This window comes from Pseudomonas silensiensis, assembly GCF_050434865.1.
GTDB classification, from domain to species: domain Bacteria; phylum Pseudomonadota; class Gammaproteobacteria; order Pseudomonadales; family Pseudomonadaceae; genus Aquipseudomonas; species Aquipseudomonas fluorescens_W.
This window is the reverse complement of sequence record NZ_JBNDJH010000014.1, coordinates 53,153-71,974: the sequence shown is the minus strand read 5'-3', so window position 1 is coordinate 71,974 and position 18,822 is coordinate 53,153. Positions and strand designations below refer to the sequence as shown.

The 18,822-nt window shown below is 57.5% G+C and carries 17 protein-coding genes; 1 reads left to right on the top strand and 16 read right to left on the bottom strand.

The window, feature by feature from the left end; all coding sequences use genetic code 11:
• Positions 1–110 precede the first annotated feature (110 nt).
• The 4 genes from QF010_RS20215 to QF010_RS20200 all read right to left on the bottom strand — a co-directional run bounded on the left by QF010_RS20215 (position 111) and on the right by QF010_RS20200 (position 3,817).
• Entirely contained in the window at positions 111–839 is a 729-nt protein-coding gene (locus QF010_RS20215; protein WP_429533784.1) for a dienelactone hydrolase family protein, read from the bottom strand.
• 66 nt (positions 840–905) lie between these two features.
• Complete coding sequence (gene htpG / locus QF010_RS20210) at positions 906–2,810, bottom strand: molecular chaperone HtpG (RefSeq protein WP_033055900.1); 1,905 nt, start codon at positions 2,808–2,810, stop codon at positions 906–908.
• An 81-nt stretch (positions 2,811–2,891) separates the two neighbouring features.
• Positions 2,892–3,344, bottom strand: a complete 453-nt coding sequence (locus tag QF010_RS20205) for a PaaI family thioesterase (RefSeq protein WP_429533783.1) — start codon at positions 3,342–3,344, stop codon at positions 2,892–2,894.
• On the bottom strand, positions 3,341–3,817 hold the full coding sequence (locus QF010_RS20200) for a PaaI family thioesterase (RefSeq protein ID WP_429533837.1): 477 nt from the start codon (positions 3,815–3,817) through the stop codon (positions 3,341–3,343). Before QF010_RS20200 ends, QF010_RS20205 begins: the two co-directional genes overlap by 4 nt.
• 158 nt (positions 3,818–3,975) lie before the next feature.
• Here QF010_RS20200 and QF010_RS20195 point away from each other — a divergent pair, with 158 nt between their 5' ends.
• On the top strand, positions 3,976–4,209 hold the full coding sequence (locus tag QF010_RS20195) for a hypothetical protein (RefSeq protein WP_033055882.1): 234 nt from the start codon (positions 3,976–3,978) through the stop codon (positions 4,207–4,209).
• Positions 4,210–4,288: 79 nt separating this feature from the next.
• Here the strand turns inward: QF010_RS20195 and QF010_RS20190 are convergent, their stop codons facing one another.
• The 12 genes from QF010_RS20190 to sdhC form a co-directional block, all read right to left on the bottom strand.
• Entirely contained in the window at positions 4,289–4,690 is a 402-nt protein-coding gene (locus QF010_RS20190; RefSeq protein ID WP_429533782.1) for an MAPEG family protein, read from the bottom strand.
• Positions 4,690–5,427 carry a DUF599 domain-containing protein gene (locus tag QF010_RS20185; protein WP_033055885.1) on the bottom strand — a complete coding sequence of 246 codons (738 nt, stop codon included), beginning with the start codon at positions 5,425–5,427 and terminating at the stop codon, positions 4,690–4,692. The genes QF010_RS20190 and QF010_RS20185 overlap by 1 nt, the downstream gene beginning before the upstream one ends.
• A gap of 158 nt (positions 5,428–5,585) precedes the next feature.
• Positions 5,586–6,899 (bottom strand): branched-chain amino acid transport system II carrier protein, encoded by a 1,314-nt coding sequence (gene brnQ / locus QF010_RS20180; protein ID WP_033056079.1) that lies wholly within the window; start codon positions 6,897–6,899, stop codon positions 5,586–5,588.
• Positions 6,900–7,318: 419 nt separating this feature from the next.
• Positions 7,319–8,200, bottom strand: coding sequence for a succinate--CoA ligase subunit alpha (gene sucD, locus QF010_RS20175; RefSeq protein ID WP_008148605.1), 882 nt, complete (start codon positions 8,198–8,200; stop codon positions 7,319–7,321).
• Positions 8,200–9,366 carry an ADP-forming succinate--CoA ligase subunit beta gene (sucC, locus tag QF010_RS20170; RefSeq protein ID WP_008148602.1) on the bottom strand — a complete coding sequence of 389 codons (1,167 nt, stop codon included), beginning with the start codon at positions 9,364–9,366 and terminating at the stop codon, positions 8,200–8,202. The genes sucD and sucC overlap by 1 nt, the downstream gene beginning before the upstream one ends.
• A 200-nt stretch (positions 9,367–9,566) precedes the next feature.
• On the bottom strand, positions 9,567–11,003 hold the full coding sequence (lpdA, locus tag QF010_RS20165) for a dihydrolipoyl dehydrogenase (protein WP_429533781.1): 1,437 nt from the start codon (positions 11,001–11,003) through the stop codon (positions 9,567–9,569).
• Between the two features lie 110 nt (positions 11,004–11,113).
• Positions 11,114–12,334 (bottom strand): 2-oxoglutarate dehydrogenase complex dihydrolipoyllysine-residue succinyltransferase, encoded by a 1,221-nt coding sequence (odhB, locus tag QF010_RS20160; protein ID WP_010456848.1) that lies wholly within the window; start codon positions 12,332–12,334, stop codon positions 11,114–11,116.
• A gap of 42 nt (positions 12,335–12,376) precedes the next feature.
• Complete coding sequence (locus QF010_RS20155) at positions 12,377–15,208, bottom strand: 2-oxoglutarate dehydrogenase E1 component (RefSeq protein WP_033056075.1); 2,832 nt, start codon at positions 15,206–15,208, stop codon at positions 12,377–12,379.
• 262 nt (positions 15,209–15,470) lie between these two features.
• On the bottom strand, positions 15,471–16,175 hold the full coding sequence (locus tag QF010_RS20150; protein ID WP_008148594.1) for a succinate dehydrogenase iron-sulfur subunit: 705 nt from the start codon (positions 16,173–16,175) through the stop codon (positions 15,471–15,473).
• Between the two features lie 11 nt (positions 16,176–16,186).
• Entirely contained in the window at positions 16,187–17,962 is a 1,776-nt protein-coding gene (sdhA, locus tag QF010_RS20145) for a succinate dehydrogenase flavoprotein subunit (RefSeq protein WP_429533780.1), read from the bottom strand.
• 3 nt (positions 17,963–17,965) lie between these two features.
• A complete protein-coding gene (sdhD, locus tag QF010_RS20140) occupies positions 17,966–18,334 on the bottom strand; it encodes a succinate dehydrogenase, hydrophobic membrane anchor protein (RefSeq protein WP_027922414.1) in 369 nt (122 codons plus the stop codon).
• Positions 18,328–18,702, bottom strand: a complete 375-nt coding sequence (gene sdhC / locus QF010_RS20135) for a succinate dehydrogenase, cytochrome b556 subunit (RefSeq protein WP_082555868.1) — start codon at positions 18,700–18,702, stop codon at positions 18,328–18,330. The genes sdhD and sdhC overlap by 7 nt, the downstream gene beginning before the upstream one ends.
• Positions 18,703–18,822: the final 120 nt, after the last annotated feature.

Here is an 18,822-nt window from a genome sequence, read left to right as displayed (position 1 = left end):
ATCGCGAGCAGGCTCACTCCTACAAGGGGAATGCGTTCCAAAATGTAGGAGTGAGCCTGCTCGCGATGAGGCCAGTCATGGCACCAAGAGTGTCAGGGTGAAAACTGCTATCAGCCTTTGAACACTTCATCCAGCAAGTTGTGCATCGAGGTAAACGCACGACTTGCCGTCTTCGCGTCATACATCATCATGCCCGGCACATTCGCGTGCGGATCGGTGAAGGAATGCACCGCGCCGCCGTAGCTCAGCAATTGCCAATCCACGCCTGCCGCGTTCATCTCATCTTCAAACGCCGGCAGCTGCTCTTTCGGCACCAATGGGTCGGATGCACCGTGCAGCACCAACACCGAACCCTTGATGTTCCTGGCATCCGCCGGATTCGGCGAATCCAGCGTTCCGTGGAACGACACAGCCGCTTTCACTGGCGCTCCGGTGCGGGCCAAGTCCAGCGCGCAGCAGCCACCGAAGCAGAAACCGAACGTCGCCAGTTTCGAGCTATCGACCGCCGCTTCGTCCTGGATTTGCAGCTGATCGAATGCTGCTTGCATGCGTTTGCGCAACAACAGCCGATCATGCTTGAGCGGCATCATGGCTGCACCCGCCTCGTCGCCGTTCTGCGGACGGACCGACTGGCCGTAGAGGTCCGCGATCAGCACCACATAACCCTTGGACGCAACAGACTTGGCAATTTCCTCGGCACCGGCGCTGACGCCCATCCAGTTCGGCGCCATCAACAGGCCGGGACGTGGGCCTTTGTGGTTGGCATCGAACGCCAGACGGCTTTCATACGGCTGGTCATCAATCTGATAAGCGACGGAACGAACAGTGATTTGGCTCATGACTAACTCCCAGTAAAAGACACCAGAATAAAAAAACCCGCCGAAGCGGGTTTTTGTACAGCGCAGTTAAACCGACAGTTCAACCAGCAGCTTGTTGAGACGGCGCACGTAGGCGGCCGGGTCTTTCAAGCTGTCGCCGGCGGCCAGGGCCGCCTGATCGAAGAGAATGTGCGACAGGTCGCCGAAGCGCTCGTCGCTCTGCTCGTTGTCGAGCTTCTCGATCAGCGGGTGAGCCGGGTTGAATTCGAAGATCGGCTTGGATTCCGGAACCTTCTGACCGCTGGCTTCGAGGATCTGACGCATCTGCATGCCCAGGTCCTGTTCACCGATGGCCAGAATCGCCGGGGAATCAGTCAGACGATGGGAAACCCGCACTTCAGCAACAGAGTCGCCCAGTGCAGTTTTCAGACGCTCAACCAGACCTTCTTTGGACTTGGCGACTTCTTCCGCAGCTTTCTTGTCTTCTTCCGAATCCAGGTTGCCCAGGTCCAGGTCACCGCGCGCCACGTCGACAAAGCTCTTGCCGTCGAAGTCGCTGAGGTAGCTCATCAGCCACTCGTCGATGCGGTCGGTCAGCAGCAGCACTTCGATGCCTTTCTTGCGGAAGACTTCAAGGTGCGGGCTGTTCTTGACTTGCGCGTAGGTTTCGCCGGTCAGGTAGTAGATCTTGTCCTGACCTTCCTTGGCGCGAGCCAGGTATTCGGCCAGACCCACCACTTGCTCGCCTTCATCACCGTTGGTCGATGCGAAACGCAGCAGGCCAGCGATTTTCTCTTTGTTGGAGAAGTCTTCTGCCGGGCCTTCTTTCATGACCTGGCCAAAGTTTTTCCAGAAGCTCTTGTATTGCTCAGGCTCGTTCTTCGCCAGCTTTTCCAGCATGTCGAGAACGCGCTTGGTCAGCGCCGATTTCATGGAATCGATGATCGGATCTTTCTGCAGAATTTCCCGCGATACGTTCAGCGAGAGGTCGTTGGAATCGACCACGCCTTTGATGAAGCGCAAGTACAGCGGCAGGAACGACTCAGCCTGATCCATCACGAACACGCGTTGCACGTACAGCTTCAGGCCTTTCGGCGCTTCACGCTGGTACAGATCGAATGGAGCACGGGCCGGCACGTAGAGCAGCGAGCTGTATTCGAGCTTGCCTTCGACCTTGTTGTGACTCCAGCTCAGCGGATTTTCGAAGTCATGAGCGACGTGCTTGTAGAACTCCTGGTATTCCTCGTCCTTGATCTCGGTACGCGGACGGGTCCACAGGGCACTGGCGCGGTTGACGGTTTCCCATTCAACGGCCGGTTGCTCTTCGCCTTCAACGGCGGCCACTTCTTTCGGCAACTCGATCGGCAGAGCGATGTGGTCGGAGTACTTTTTGATGATGTTGCGCAGACGCCAGCCATCGGCGAATTCGTCTTCACCGGACTTCAGGTGCAGAACGATACGAGTGCCGCGCTCGGCTTTATCAACGGTGGCAACTTCAAAGTCGCCTTCGCCCTTGGACGACCAATGCACGCCTTCGCTGGCATCAGCACCGGCACGACGGCTGAACACGTCGACTTTGTCGGCGACGATGAACGCAGAGTAGAAACCCACACCGAATTGACCGATCAGGTGCGAGTCTTTTTTCTGATCGCCGGAGAGATGTTTCATGAAATCGGCAGTGCCGGATTTGGCGATGGTACCCAGGTGGGTGATCGCATCTTCACGGCTCATGCCGATGCCGTTGTCTTCGAGGGTGACGGTTTTAGCGTCCTTGTCGAAGCTCACACGGATTTTCAGTTCGGCGCCACCTTCCAGCAACTCAGGCTTGGACAGGGCTTCGAAACGTAATTTGTCGACAGCGTCAGAGGCGTTCGAGATCAATTCGCGAAGGAAAATTTCCTTGTTGGAATACAGCGAATGGATCATGAGGTGCAGCAGCTGCTTCACCTCGGTCTGGAAGCCCAGGGTTTCCTTTTGAGTTTCCACACTCATGGTCATCAAACTCCAATCAGATGGCAGTGGCCGCGACCTGAAGGGTCGGCGGCGGGTTGTCATCAAAGTTGGGGGCTGAGTTCAGGATTTCAAGGGCTCTTCAATTTTGAAATGGGCGCGGGCTGTGGCAATCGGTTCGGCTTCAGTGCTTTGCCAGGCCGTAATCGCAACGTTGGCGACCCGACGGCCCTGCCGACAAACCTGGCATCTGGCCCAGGTGTCGCGAAATTGCCCGGCGCGCAGATAGTCGAGGGAGAAATCGATGATCTTCGGCACACCCGGCGAACCGGTGAAAATCAGCAGGTGCAGCGCAGCGGACAGTTCCATGAACCCGGCAATCACCCCGCCATGGATCGCCGGCAATAAAGGGTTACCAATGTTGTCCTTGTTGGCCGGCAAGCGAAACAGCAGCTCATCCCCCACCCGCGAACATTCGACGCCGATCAGTTTGGCGTAGGGGATCAAGTGCAGCAGCGAGGCGTAGTCGCCCTGCTCATGTGCCTGCTGAAGTTGTTCCTTGAAGGAATCGGTCATTTCGCACCTCCGGCGATGACGCCACCAAAGCCTTTGGTGCCCTTGATGGCTTTGCCCATGCGCATGAAGGTGCCCACTACATGGGCGATGGGCTGCTCGGGATCGTCCTGATAGGCGAAACCGCGAGCAAAGATCACATCCGTGGTCACCCGGTAGCACTGGGCAAAACCGTAGACATCTTTATGCGGCTCGGCGGCGTGCATGTAGTCGATGCGCAGGTCGAGGGTCGGACAAACTTCGAACTCGGGCAGTACGCAGAGGGTGGACATGCCGCAGGCCGTGTCCATCAGCGAGGTCAGCGCTCCGCCATGAATCACGCCGGTATGCGGGTTGCCAACAATTTGAGGACTGTACGGCAGGATGACGGTTAGCCCTTCGCTGCTGGCGCTGTGAACCCGCAGCCCAAGTACCTGACAATGTCGCAGCGCCGATAGAAATCGTGTAGCGCGCTCAAAAACGGGGTTTTCGGCCATTTTCATAAAACTCTTCTTAGTGTTCCGGCAACGCACTAGGCGTTTTTAGTAAAAGTTCCCGTCGGAATAAACTTATATATCTGTATGAATTGAGGAACTTAACGCTAACGGCTGCGCTCGAAAGGCCAGTAGATATTTTCCATAAGGAGAAACACCCCATGCGTAAGACTTTAGCTATTGCCTTGATGTTGACCGCTTCCCTCGGTCTCGCTGCTTGCGATAAAAAATCCGAGGACAAAGCTCAAGAAGCCGACAAACATGCTGAGCAAGCTCAGCAAGACATGAGCAAAGCTCAGGATAAAGTGAACGACGCTGCGAAAGAAAACGCCGAAGCTGCCAAAGCTCAGGCTGAATCGAACGAAGCTGCCGCAAAAGAAGCACCTAAAAACTAAAACAGTTTTTAGCGTGATAAAGAAAACCCGCCAAGTGCGGGTTTTCTTTTGCCTGATTTTTTTGTTTGCAAAGCAGGTGCTACAGCAAAATAGTTCTAAAAGTCGGACTAATCATCAGCAACAACGAACACACTAATCCGACAAACCATACCAGGCTCCGCGCCCACGCCAGATCGACCCAATAGCACAGCAAATAAATGATTCGAGTAATCACGAAGATGATTGCCAGCAAGTCGATCAGCCACCCCGCTGTCTGCGTGGTGTGAGCCATCAACACCCCCACCGCGAACAGAATGAACGCCTCAAAACAGTTTTGATGAGCCGCCAACGCACGGGCACCAAAGCCAGTCAGTTGCGCCTGCTGCTGACGAGGCAAGTGGTTGTCATAACCGCCCTGGTCATTCATCGCCTTGGCCACAGGAATTTTTGCCATAAAAATCAACAAGGCACTGATAAACACACACCAGAACGGAATACTCATCAAACAGCCTCTTTAATCGCCTCGGGCAATGGCGCCTCTGTAGGTGTATAGACCATCACGTCGAGAACGTCGGAATGAAACTCCCGGCGATACAACACCAGCACCACCCCGGCACTCATCAACATGAACAACCACGGGCTGACGAACCAGGCCAGCATGGTCATGCCGAAGTAATAGGAGCGCAGTCCGAAGTTGAACTGGTTGGCGGCCATGGAAATGACGCGGGCCGCCCGGGCAGCAAAAGCTTTGCGCTCTTGTTCGGAAACGTGACGCTCACCGACCATAGGTGCCGAGCCCACCAGAATGGCGGCAAAGTTGTACTGGCGCATGCACCAGCTGAACGTAAAGAACGCATAGACAAAGACCAGCGCCAGGCACAGCAACTTGATCTCCGACATCCCCTGGGATGCCTGTTGCACCATCGGGATATCCGCCAACAACGACACTGCCCTTTCGGAGGCTCCGAGCACCGTAAGAATGCCGGCCAGGATAATCAGTGTGCTGGAGGCGAAGAACGAGGCGTTGCGCTCCAGGTTGCCGATCACGCTAGCGTCGGCGATACGGTTGTCGCGCAACAGCATGCGGCGCATCCAGTCTTCGCGATAAAGGTGCAGCACGCTGGCCAGGCACGCGGTATCGCGGCCCTTCCACGTCGCATAACGGGTGTAGCCGCCCCAGCAGATGACGAACCAGAGCGCGGCGAGGATGTGGATCATGTTGGCGTGGATGAACGACATGCAGGTCCTTGTGATGTGTTTGGCAAAGCAAGTAGTGCTTCGACGTTAGCTCAAGGAAAAAGACACTGCACCCCCTCCAAAAAAAATGCCCCGTATCGATTGATACGGGGCATTTCCATGTGTGTTCACGGCCCGCTTGTGGCGGGCCATGAAGCGGCTTAGGCCAGTGCTTCTTCGCGCTTGCCCAGCAGGCGATCGCACACCACCGCGACGACGAGGGTCATGACCGACGGCACCAGCCAGGCCAGGCCTTGCTCGCTCAGCGGCAGGTGGGACAACTGAGTCGGCATCCAGTCCGCCAGGCCCGCGCCCTTGAGGGCGTCGATCAAACCGAAGATGAACGACACCAGCATCACCGGACCGACGATGCGGCCCTGCTCATGCCAGAAGTCCTTGCAGAAGCTCAGGGCGACCAAGGCAATGCACGGCGGGTAGATCGCGGTCAGCACCGGGATCGAGAACGCAATCAGCTTGGTGAGGCCCAGGTTGGACACAAACAGCGAGAACACCGCCAGGATGATGACCAGCGTCTTGTAGGACAGTGGCAGCACACGGCTGAAGTATTCGGCGCAGGCGCAGGTCAGACCCACCGCCGTCACCAGGCAGGCCAGGGAGATCAGCACCGCCAGAAAACCGCTGCCCAGAGAGCCGAAGGTGTGTTGCACGTAAGCGTGCAACACCGCCGCGCCGTTGGTGGCACCCGCGGCCACTTCATGACTGCCCGAACCGAGACGGAACAGGCTGACGTAAACCAGCGCCAGGCCCACGCCGGCAATCAGCCCGGCGATGATTGCGTAACGGGTAATCAACACCGGCGACTCGACGCCACGGGAGCGGATTGCGTTGACAATGACAATGCCGAACACCAGCGCACCCAGGGTATCCATGGTCAGGTAACCATTGATGAAGCCTTGGGAAAACGGTGCCGCCACGTATTCCGGGGTGGCCACGCCGACATCACCGGCCGGCAATGCAAACGCTGCGATGCCGAGTGCGGCCAGGGCGATGATCTTCAGCGGTGCGAGGAAACGTCCTACGGTATCCAGCAGCCGGCCCGGATAGAGCGAGATGAAGAACACCAGCAGGAAGTACACCGAGCTGTAGAGGAACAGCGCCAGCGGGCTCTCGCCAGTCAGTGGTGCCAAGCCGACTTCGAATGACACGGTGGCGGTGCGCGGTGTCGCGAACAGCGGGCCCACGGCGAGGTAGCACGCGGCCGCCAGCAGGCCACCGGCGACTTTCCCGATCGGGCTGCTCAAGGCATCCATGGCGCCACCGACCTTGGCCAGTGCGACAACGGTGATCACCGGCAGACCGACCGCAGTGATCAGAAAGCCCAGCGCCGCCATCCAGACGTTTGGACCGGACTGCAGACCGACGATAGGCGGGAAGATGATGTTGCCAGCCCCGACAAACAGGGCAAAGGTCATAAAACCAAGTGCCAGGATGTCCTGGCCTTTCAACACTTTCATTAAGGAAATACCACACTACTGAATCGGAATTTAGAGAGGGATTTCCCTGAGGGGTGAGGGAAATGCTGTCGGTCCGTATAGGACTGACCCGTTTAGCGCGATGCTTCCTTGTGGGACGCAAACGCAAAATGGCTGCTAGCCTAACGAATTTGCCCGACAAACGCACTGTTAGGGTGCGATCTATCCGATACGCGACATTTCAGTGTCGCGTTTACATATCAAATGTTCACAACTAAACCCTGTGGCGAGGGAGCTTGCTCCCGCTGGGCGGCGAAGCGGCCCCATTTGGCGTCTGCTGCGCAGCCGAGCGGGAGCAAGCTCCCTCGCCACAGAAACCTGCGAACTTCTCGAACGCCAGAAACGACAAAGGCCACCCGAAGGTGGCCTTTGTTTGGTGAAGCGTCAGCTAAGCGCGAGGCTTACTTGATCGCCCAACCGGTCAGCTCGGACAAAGCCTTGCCGATGTCTGCCAGCGAACGCACGGTTTTAACGCCTGCGTCTTCCAGGGCAGCAAACTTCTCGTCTGCAGTGCCTTTGCCGCCAGAGATGATTGCGCCAGCATGGCCCATGCGCTTGCCCGCAGGGGCAGTCACACCAGCGATGTAGGAAACAACCGGCTTGGTCACGTGTGCCTTGATGTAGGCAGCCGCTTCTTCTTCAGCCGAACCGCCGATCTCACCGATCATCACGATCGCTTCGGTCTTCGGGTCTTCCTGGAACAGCTTCAGGATGTCGATGAAGTTCGAACCCGGGATCGGGTCACCACCGATGCCGACGCAAGTCGACTGACCGAAACCGGCGTCAGTAGTTTGCTTCACAGCTTCGTAGGTCAGGGTGCCGGAACGGGAAACGATACCGACCTTGCCTGGCAAGTGAATGTGACCTGGCATGATGCCGATCTTGCATTCGCCTGGAGTGATCACGCCTGGGCAGTTAGGACCGATCAGGACTACGCCCAGCTCGTCGCACTTGACCTTGGCATCCAGCATGTCCAGGGTAGGAATGCCTTCAGTGATGCAAACGATCAGCTTGATGCCGCCGAATGCTGCTTCCAGGATGGAGTCCTTGCAGAAAGGAGCTGGAACGTAGATCACGCTGGCGGTGGCGCCAGTGGCAGCTACAGCATCTTTCACGGTGTTGAACACTGGCAGACCCAGGTGCTCGGTGCCGCCTTTACCAGGAGTTACACCACCAACCATCTTGGTGCCGTATTCGATGGCTTGCTGGGTGTGGAAACTACCTTGCGAACCGGTAATACCCTGGCAGATAACTTTGGTGTCTTTATTGATCAGGACGCTCATTATTTGCCCTCCGCAGCTTTGACAACTTGTTGAGCAGCGTCGGTCAGGCTGGTAGCAGCGATGATGTTCAAACCGCTTTCTGCCAGTACTTTAGCGCCCAGCTCAGCGTTGTTGCCTTCAAGGCGAACAACAACCGGGATTTTCACGCCGACTTCTTTCACAGCGCCGATGATGCCTTCGGCAATCATGTCGCAACGAACGATGCCGCCGAAGATGTTGACCAATACTGCAGCGACGTTAGTGTCGGACAGGATGATCTTGAACGCTTCGGTAACGCGTTCTTTGGTAGCACCGCCGCCCACGTCGAGGAAGTTGGCTGGTTTGCCGCCATGCAGGTTGACGATGTCCATGGTACCCATGGCCAGGCCAGCACCGTTGACCATGCAACCGATGTTGCCTTCCAGCGCTACGTAGTTCAGTTCGAACTTCGCAGCGTGCGCTTCGCGCGGATCGTCTTGCGACGGATCGTGGAAAGTCTTCAGCTTAGGCTGACGGTACATGGCGTTGGCGTCGATGTTGATCTTGGCGTCGAGGCAATGCAGATCGCCGTCAGCCTTGATCACCAGCGGGTTCACTTCCAGCAGAGCCAGGTCGTGATCCTTGAACAGCTTGGCCAGACCTACGAAGATCTTGGCGAACTGAGCAACTTGCTTGCCTTCCAGACCCAGCTGGAATGCCAGCTCGCGACCCTGGAATGGCTGAGCGCCAACCAGTGGATCGATAGTGGCCTTGAGGATTTTCTCAGGGGTGTCGTGAGCGATTTTCTCGATGTCCACGCCACCTTCGGTGGAAGCCATGAACACGATGCGACGGCTCGAACGGTCAACGACAGCGCCCAGGTACAGCTCTTTAGCGATATCAGTGCACGATTCAACCAGGATCTTGGTGACTGGCTGACCATTGGCATCAGTCTGGTAAGTCACCAGACGCTTGCCCAACCACTGTTGAGCGAATGCTTTGGCGTCTTCTTTGCTGCGAACCAGCTTAACGCCGCCCGCTTTACCGCGACCACCTGCGTGAACCTGGGCTTTGACAACCCATTCGGTCCCGCCGATCTTGTCGCACGCTTCTGCTGCTGCTTCCGGGGTGTCTACGGCGAAGCCCTGGGATACTGGCAGGCCGTATTCAGCGAACAGCTGCTTACCCTGATACTCGTGAAGATTCATGCTTATTACCGTCTTCGTTAGGTACTGCGCATTCGGTGCTGCACTTGTTCAAGTGCCGCACCACCTGTGACTGCTGCTTGCGTAGGTGTTCCGGATAACCGGTGAGACTACGCAAGGCTGCGTCCGGCGGACATTCCGCGGTGAGTCTTGCACGCAAGGCTCACGACGGGCCTTCCGCCGTGGTTTCTTATTGTCTTGTCTTAACGCTTCTTGCGGTTGGCGATGTGGATGGCGCCGCCATTCACAGCCAAAGCTGCTTCGTGCAAGGCTTCAGACAGGGTCGGATGGGAGAAAACCATCATGCCCAGGTCTTCAGCGCTGGTGCCGAATTCCATGCCGATCGCGCCCTGCTGAACCAGTTCTGCAGCGCTCGGGCCAATCACGTGGACGCCCAATACGCGGTCAGTCTTGGCATCAGCAATGACTTTCACGAAACCGCCGGTATCGTTGGCTGCCATGGCACGGCCACTGGCTGCGAACGGGAAAGTGCCGACGTTAACTTCAACGCCTTCAGCTTTCAAGGTCTGCTCGGTTTTACCGACCCACGCGATTTCCGGGTGAGTATAAATAACAGACGGGATCAGGTCATAGTTGATTTGGGCTTTGTGGCCCTTGATGCGCTCAACCACCATGATGCCTTCTTCGGACGCCTTGTGCGCCAGCATCATGCCGCGAACCACGTCGCCGATCGCGTAAACGCCCGGTACGCTGGTCGCGCACTGGTCGTCAACGAAAACGAAACCGCGCTCGTCGATGTTCACACCGCTGTCAGATGCCAGCAGTTCGGTGGTCACTGGACGGCGACCAACGGCAACGATCAGCTTGTCGAACGTGATGTTCTGTTCGCCATTGGCATCGGTGTAGTTCACGACAACTTCGTTGCCGTTCACTTTGGAACCGGTGACGCGTGCGCCCAACTTGATGTCCAGACCTTGTTTGGTCAGGGTCTTGTAGGCTTCTTTGGAAACGGCGTCGTCAGCTGCTGGCAGGAACTTCTCCAGCGCTTCCAGAACAACCACTTCGGAACCCAGACGGGACCATACCGAACCCAGTTCCAGACCGATCACGCCAGCGCCGATAACGCCCAGACGCTTAGGTACGGTTTGGAATTCCAGCGCGCCAGTCGAATCGACGATCACGTTCTGGTCAACCGGAGCCGGTGGAATGTCGATCGGACGCGAGCCCGAAGCCAGGATCACGTTCTCGGCTTCGATGATTTCGACGGTGCCGTCTGCCTTGGTCAGCTCGACTTTCTTGCCGGCCAGCAGTTTGCCGTGGCCTTGCAGGGAAGTAACGCCGTTGGCCTTGAACAGGGTGGCAACGCCAGAGGTCAGGCCTTTGACGATGTTGGCTTTACGGCCAACCATTGCCGCCACGTCCATGGTCACGCCAGCGTGATTGATACCGTGGATGGCGAAGCCTTCTTTGGCTTCCTTGTATTTCCAGGAGCTGTCCAGCAGCGCCTTGGATGGAATGCAGCCGACGTTCAGGCAAGTACCGCCGAGGGCCAGTTTGCCTTCCTTGTCGGTGTATTTCTCGATGCAGGCAGTGGAGAGGCCCAGTTGCGCTGCTTTAATGGCAGCCACGTAGCCGCCAGGGCCCGCGCCAATCACTACCACGTCGAATTTCTGAGTCATGTGTCATTCCTTCTCGAATCAAACCGGACGGTCCCTTTTGAGGACCGTCGTGGGACGAAGCTGGTCATTACAGGAGGGCCGTCCATCACTGGACGGCCCGTGCAACGAAATCAGATATCCAGCAGCAAACGAGCCGGGTCTTCCAGCAGGTTCTTGATGGTAACCAGGAAGGTCACAGCTTCTTTGCCATCGATCAGACGGTGATCGTAGGACAGAGCCAGGTACATCATCGGACGGATAACAACCTGACCGTTGATCGCCATAGGACGCTGCAGAATGTTGTGCATGCCCAGGATGGCCGCTTGCGGCGGGTTGACGATCGGGGTCGACATCATCGAACCGAAAGTACCACCGTTAGTGATGGTGAACGTACCGCCGGTCATTTCGTCCATCGACAGCTTGCCGTCACGAGCCTTCTTGCCGAAGGTGGCGATGCCGCCTTCGATTTCAGCCAGGCTCATCAGTTCGGCGTTACGCAGAACCGGAACAACCAGGCCGCGGTCGCTGGAAACAGCAACACCGACGTCAGCGTAGCCGTGGTAAACGATGTCAGCACCGTCGATCGACGCGTTGACAGCCGGGAAGCGTTTCAGCGCTTCGGTGGCAGCCTTGACGAAGAACGACATGAAGCCCAGGCGCACGCCGTTGTGGGACTTCTCGAACAGGTCCTTGTACTTCGAACGCAGGGCCATGACTTCGGTCATGTCGACTTCGTTGAAAGTAGTCAGCATCGCCATGTTCGATTGTGCTTCAACCAGACGTTTGGCGACGGTGGCCCGCACGCGGGTCATCGGTACGCGCTTCTCGATGCGATCGCCGGCAGCGAACACTGGAGCAGCAGCGGCAGGAGCAGCAGCCTTGGCAGGCGCGGCAGCCGGAGCGGCTTTCTTGGCAGCTACAGCAGCAACGACGTCTTCCTTGGTCACACGACCGCCTTTGCCAGTGCCGGCAACGGAAGCGATGTTGATGCCGTTTTCTTCAGCCAGCTTGCGAGCAGCCGGTGCAGCAACAGGATCATCTTCGCCTTCAGCGGCTGGAGCAGCAGCTTGTGCAGCGGCCGGAGCAGCGGCAGCAGCTGGAGCGGCAGCAGCGCCGCCCGCTTCGATGGAACCCAGGACTTCGTCGGACAGAACGGTGTCGCCTTCGTTCTTGACGATAGCGCCCAGCACGCCATCAGCGGTGGCCAACACTTCCAATACGACTTTGTCAGTTTCGATGTCGACGATCAGGTCATCGCGCTTGACGGCGTCGCCCGGCTTTTTGTGCCAGGTGGCAACGGTGCCATCGGCAACCGATTCCGGGAAAGTGGGGGCTTTGATTTCGATAGCCATTATCTGTGGGTCCTTAAATTCGGTTTCAGGTGCGCGAAGGCGTTAAACAGTAAAGGCGTCTTGCAGCAGTTTTTCTTGCTGCTCAGCGTGCATCGATGCGTAACCGCATGCAGGTGCAGCAGAAGCCTCACGGCCCGCGTACTCAAGTACGAGAGACTGGTTGAGATTGCTGATGCTGCGACGCATGTGGTGTTGACTGCAGTACCACGCCCCCTGGTTCATCGGCTCTTCCTGGCACCACACGGCATTTTTGACGTTGGTGTAAGGAGCCAGGACTTCTTTCAAGTCGTCCTCAGGGAATGGATACAGCTGCTCGATACGCACGACGGCGATGTCATCACGACCTTCGGCACGGCGTTTTTCCAGCAGGTCGTAATAGACCTTGCCGCTACACAGAACAACGCGCTCGACCTTTTTCGGGTCCAGTGCATCGATTTCCGGGATAACGGTCTGGAACGAACCTTCGGCCAGATCTTCCAGAGTCGAGATGGCCAGCTTGTGACGCAGCAGCGACTTCGGAGTCAGAACGATCAATGGCTTGCGCAGCGGGCGAATCACCTGACGACGCAGCAAGTGGTAGATCTGAGCCGGCGTAGTCGGTACGGCTACCTGAATGTTGTGCTCGGCGCACAGTTGCAGGTAACGCTCCAGACGAGCCGAAGAGTGCTCCGGACCCTGACCTTCATAACCGTGCGGCAGCAGCATGGTCAGACCGCAGAGACGGCCCCACTTGTGCTCGCCACTGGTGATGAACTGGTCGATAACCACTTGGGCACCGTTAGCGAAGTCGCCGAACTGGGCTTCCCAGATCACCAGCGCCTCAGGCGTGGTGGTCGAGTAACCGTATTCGAACGCCAGCACGGCTTCTTCGGACAGGAACGAATCGTACAGGTCGAAACGTGGCTGGCCCTTGTACAGGTTTTGCAGCGGGACGTAGGTACCCGCGTCTTTCTGGTTGTGCAAGACAGCGTGACGGTGCGAGAACGTACCGCGACCGATGTCCTGACCCGTCATGCGAATCGGGTGACCTTCGAACGCCAGGGTCGCGTACGCCATGGTTTCGGCGTAACCCCAGTTGATCGGCAGGCCGCCGGCTTGCATTTTCTGACGGTCTTCGTAGATTTTCGAGACCTGGCGCTGAACCACGAAGCCTTCCGGAATTTCCAGCAGCTTGGCGGACAGTTCCTGCAAGGTTTTCAGATCGAAGCGAGTGTCGTGACGCGCGGTCCAGGCGTGGCCCAGATACGGACGCCAGTCCACGAACAACTCTTTGTTCGGCTCTTTGACCAGGCTTTTTACAACATGCAGACCGTTGTCCAGCGCATTGCGGTATTCGTCGACTTTCGCCTGAACACGCTCTGCGTCCAGCACACCGCCTTGAGTCAGACGATCGGCATACAGCTCACGGGTAGTGCGCTGTTTGGTGATCTGCTGATACATGATTGGCTGGGTGCCGCTTGGCTCGTCGGCCTCGTTGTGGCCACGACGACGGTAGCAGACCAGGTCGATCACCACGTCACGCTTGAACTGCATGCGGTAGTCGATGGCCAGCTGGGTCACGAACAACACGGCTTCGGGATCATCACCATTCACATGGAGGATCGGCGCCTGGATCATCTTCGCAACGTCGGTCGCGTACTCGGTGGAGCGCGAGTCCAGCGGGTTGCTGATGGTGAAACCGACCTGGTTGTTGATCACGATGTGCACGGTGCCGCCGGTCTTGAAACCGCGGGTCTGCGACATCTGGAAGGTTTCCATGACCACGCCTTGACCGGCGAATGCCGCGTCACCGTGGATGGAGATCGGCAGAACCTTCTCGCCGGTAGGGTCGTTACGACGATCCTGACGGGCGCGAACCGAACCCTCGACCACTGGAGAAACGATTTCCAGGTGGGACGGGTTGAACGCCATGGCCAGGTGAACTTCACCGCCGGTGGTCATCACGTTGGACGAGAAGCCCTGGTGATACTTAACGTCACCGGAACCCAGCTCGACCTTCTTCTTGCCTTCGAACTCGTCGAACAGCTCACGCGGGTTCTTGCCGAAGGTGTTGACCAGCACGTTCAGACGACCACGGTGGGCCATGCCGATAACGATTTCCTTGGTGCCGTAGGAACCGGAACGCTGGATCAGCTCGTCGAGCATCGGAATCAGGCTCTCGCCGCCTTCCAGACCGAAACGCTTGGTACCCGGGTATTTGGTACCCAGGTATTTTTCCAGACCTTCGCCCGCGGTGACGCGCTCGAGCAGGTGGCTCTTGATGTCGGCGGAGTACGTCGGACGGCCGCGCACGCTTTCCAGACGCTGCTGGAACCACTGGCGTTGCTCGGAATCGGTGATGTGCGTGAATTCAGCGCCGATGGTGCGGCAATATGTCTGCTGCAACGCTTCGTGAATTTCGCGTAGGCTCGCCTCCTCTTTGCCGATGAACAGGTCGCCGGCACGGAAGGTCGTATCAAGATCGGCATTGGTCAAGCCGTAATGATTGATCGACAGGTCTGCTGGTGCAGGACGCTGCCACAGCCCCAGCGGGTCAAGCTGGGCTGCCTGGTGGCCACGCATACGGTAGGCCTGGATCAATCGCAGCACTTCAACTTGCTTCTTCTCGTGCTCACTGCTCACGCTGCCGGCGGAAACCGGTTGGGCGCGGCGCTGGTTCTTTGCCAGCAAGACGAAATGATCGCGAATTGTGGAGTGCGAAACATCGGTGGCAGAGTTGCCGTCAGTCGGCAACTTCTGAAAGTAGGTGCGCCACTCTTCTGGCACAGCGTTAGGGTCGTGCAGGTAGAGCTCATAAAGCTCTTCCACATAGGCAGCGTTTCCACCTGAAAGGTGGGCACTGTTCCACATGCGCTGCATCACGCTTTCTTGCATGCTTGGTCACCCTCGGTTAGGGGAACACCATCGGCGTCGACACCGAGCACGCTTGCAGAAGTCCGAATGCAGCGACTAAAACAAGCCACTTAGGATCACGCTGATAGTCCGGGTACCAGCCCGGATGCCCCTGCTTGTCTCATTTCTTCAAAATAAGAGCCGCAGCTTTGTGAGCTGCTGCTCAGGTTAAAACTACGGCGCCGGTTGAAGCCTGCGCCGTAGCATCTACGGGTACAGCGGTACTACATTTACAGCAGCTGAATCACACGCCGCTTTGCAGCAGCATGTTACGTACGTGACCGATGGCCTTAGTCGGGTTCAGGCCTTTCGGGCAGACGTTGACGCAGTTCATGATCCCGCGGCAGCGGAATACGCTGAACGGGTCATCCAGCGAAGCCAGACGCTCGGCAGTCTTGGTGTCGCGGCTGTCTGCCAGGAAGCGATACGCTTGCAGCAGAGCAGCTGGACCCAGGAACTTGTCCGGGTTCCACCAGAAGGACGGGCAAGAGGTCGAGCAGCAAGCGCACAGGATGCACTCGTACAGACCGTCGAGCTTTTCACGCTCTTCAGGGGTCTGCAGACGTTCGATGGCCGGAGCCGGCGTGTCGTTCTGCAGGTATGGCTTAACCTTTTCGTATTGCTTGTAGAAGATGCTCATATCGACGACCAGGTCACGGATAACCGGCAAACCTGGCAGAGGACGAACGATCAGCTTGTTACCTTTTACGACAGCGGACAGCGGCGTGACGCACGCCAGACCGTTTTTGCCGTTGATGTTCATGCCGTCGGAACCGCAAACACCTTCACGGCAAGAGCGACGATAGGAGAAACCTTCGTCCTGCTCTTTGATCAGGGCCAGCACGTCCAGCACCATCAGGTCTTTACCACCGGTATCGACCGAAAATTCCTGCATGAACGGCGCAGCGTCCTGATCAGGGTTGTAGCGATAAACACTGACTTGCAACATGGCGGCCACCCTTAATAAGTCCGAATCTTAGGTTCAAAAGTCGGAACAGTCTTCGGCGAGAAGTTCACAGCACGCTTGGTTACGCGCTTGTCACCCGGGAAGTACAGGGTGTGGCACAGCCAGTTTTCGTCGTCGCGGTCTTCGTAGTCTTCACGGGCGTGAGCGCCGCGGGACTCTTTGCGGATCTCTGCGGCGATGGCGGTAGCTTCGGCCACTTCCAGCAGGTTCTGCAATTCCAGAGCTTCGATACGAGCGGTGTTGAACGCCTGGCTCTTGTCGTTGATCTTGACGTTGGCGATACGGCCACGCAGATCAGCCAGCTGGGCAATACCCTTCTGCATGTATTCGCCGGTACGGAATACACCGAAGTAGTTCTGCATGCAGCTTTGCAGTTCTTTACGCAGGGTGGCGACGTCTTCGCCTTCGGTACGCGAGTTCAGGCCATCGAGACGTGCCAGGGCAGCGTCGATGTCGGACTGGCGAGCGCGGGTGTAGTCGACGCCTTCTTTCAGGGTCTGTTCCAGGAACAGGCCGGCCGCACGGCCGAATACCACCAGGTCGAGCAGCGAGTTGCCGCCCAGACGGTTGGCACCGTGAACCGAAACGCACGCCACTTCGCCTACTGCGAACAGACCAGGGATGATCTGGTCAACGCCGTCTGCGTCCTGAGTGATTGCCTGGCCATGAATGTTGGTGGCAACGCCGCCCATCATATAGTGGCAGGTTGGAACGACCGGAATCGGCGCCACGGCTGGATCGACGTGGGCGAAGGTCTTGGACAGTTCCATGATGCCTGGCAGACGGCTGTGCAGAACTTCTTCACCAAGGTGATCGAGTTTCAGCATTACGTGGTCGCCATCCGGACCGCAACCGTTGCCGGCGATGATTTCTTTAACCATCGAGCGAGCAACAACGTCACGACCAGCAAGGTCTTTGGCGTTCGGAGCATAACGCTCCATGAAACGCTCGCCGTGCTTGTTGATCAGGTAACCGCCTTCACCGCGGCAGCCTTCAGTCACCAGTACACCAGCGCCAGCGATGCCGGTCGGGTGGAACTGCCACATTTCAATGTCTTGTACCGGCACGCCAGCACGCAGAGCCATGCCGACGCCGTCACCGGTGTTGATCAGGGCATTGGTGGTGGACGAGTAGATACGACCTGCACCGCCAGTCGCCAGTACGGTGGCGTTAGCGCGGACGTAGGAAGTTTCGCCGGTTTCGATGCAGATGACGATCATGCCGACAAAGGCACCGTCTTCGTTCTTCACCAGGTCGACGCCGTAGTATTCGTTGAGGAATACGGTGCCGGCCTTGAGGTTGGCCTGGTACAGGGTGTGCAGCAGTGCGTGACCGGTACGGTCGGCAGCGGCGCACGTACGGGCAGCCTGGCCACCTTTACCGAAGTCTTTCGACTGACCGCCGAACGGACGCTGATAGATGCGACCTTGTTCGGTACGGGAGAACGGCAAGCCCATGTGCTCGAGCTCGAAGACCGCTTCCGGGCCTACGGAACACATGTATTCGATAGCGTCCTGGTCACCGATATAGTCGGAACCCTTGACGGTATCGTACATGTGCCAGCGCCAGTCATCGTTCGGATCAGCGGACGCGATGGCGCAGGTGATGCCACCCTGGGCGGATACAGTGTGCGAGCGAGTCGGGAAAACCTTGGTAACTACGGCAGTCTTGTGACCACCTTGTGCCAGTTGCAGCGCAGCGCGCATGCCGGCACCGCCGCCGCCAATAATGATGGCGTCGAACGAAAGCGTATTAACTGTAGTAGACATGAATCAGATACCCCAAAGAATCTGCACACCCCAGACGAAGTACGCGAACATCGCGACGCCGCATACTGCCTGGAAGAGGAAACGTATTGCAGTCGCGGACTTGCCGAACGCCATAGGCGTCAGGTAGTCGGTCGCGATGGTCCACATGCCGACCCAGGCGTGAGCGCCGAGGGCAACGAGGGCCAGGAGACTGAAAATACGCATCCAGTTGCTTGCGAACAGTTCATGCCATTGGGCGTAGCCGATGCCAGGATGGGCAACGACGTATCCGATCAGGAAAATGAAGTAAGCCGCGAGAACGACCGCAGACACACGTTGTGCCATCCAGTCATAGAGGCCCGAACGCGACAGGTTCGTGACGTTAGTTACCATATCCAAACTCCTGCCAGAACGATTACCACCACGGAAACGGCGATAACGATTTTCGAGCCCAGTTTGCCGCCTTCAAGCGACTCGCCGATGCCCATGTCCATCATCAAGTGGCGCACACCGGCAACCAAGTGATACAGCAAGGCGGACAGGATGCCCCAAATCACTAGCTTGGCTAGCGGACTGGTCAGACACGCTTTCACCTGACCGAAGCCTTCTTCCGAGTCGAGCGACTTGTCCAATGCATAAAGCATGATGGCCAGGCTGACGAAGAGGATGATTCCGGAGATTCGGTGAAGAATGGACGTGTAAGCAGTGACTGGGAGTTTGATGGTCCTTAGGTCTAGGTTTACAGGTCGTTGGCTATTCACGGCTTTTTTTCACACTGAAGAGCCCCTAACAATCAGGGCAAAGTTGTTGGGGAGTGCACTGGTCAGGTACCCACCACCCAGGGAGTGCGACCCCCAGTAAAGCAGGCCCAAAAGCCCCTG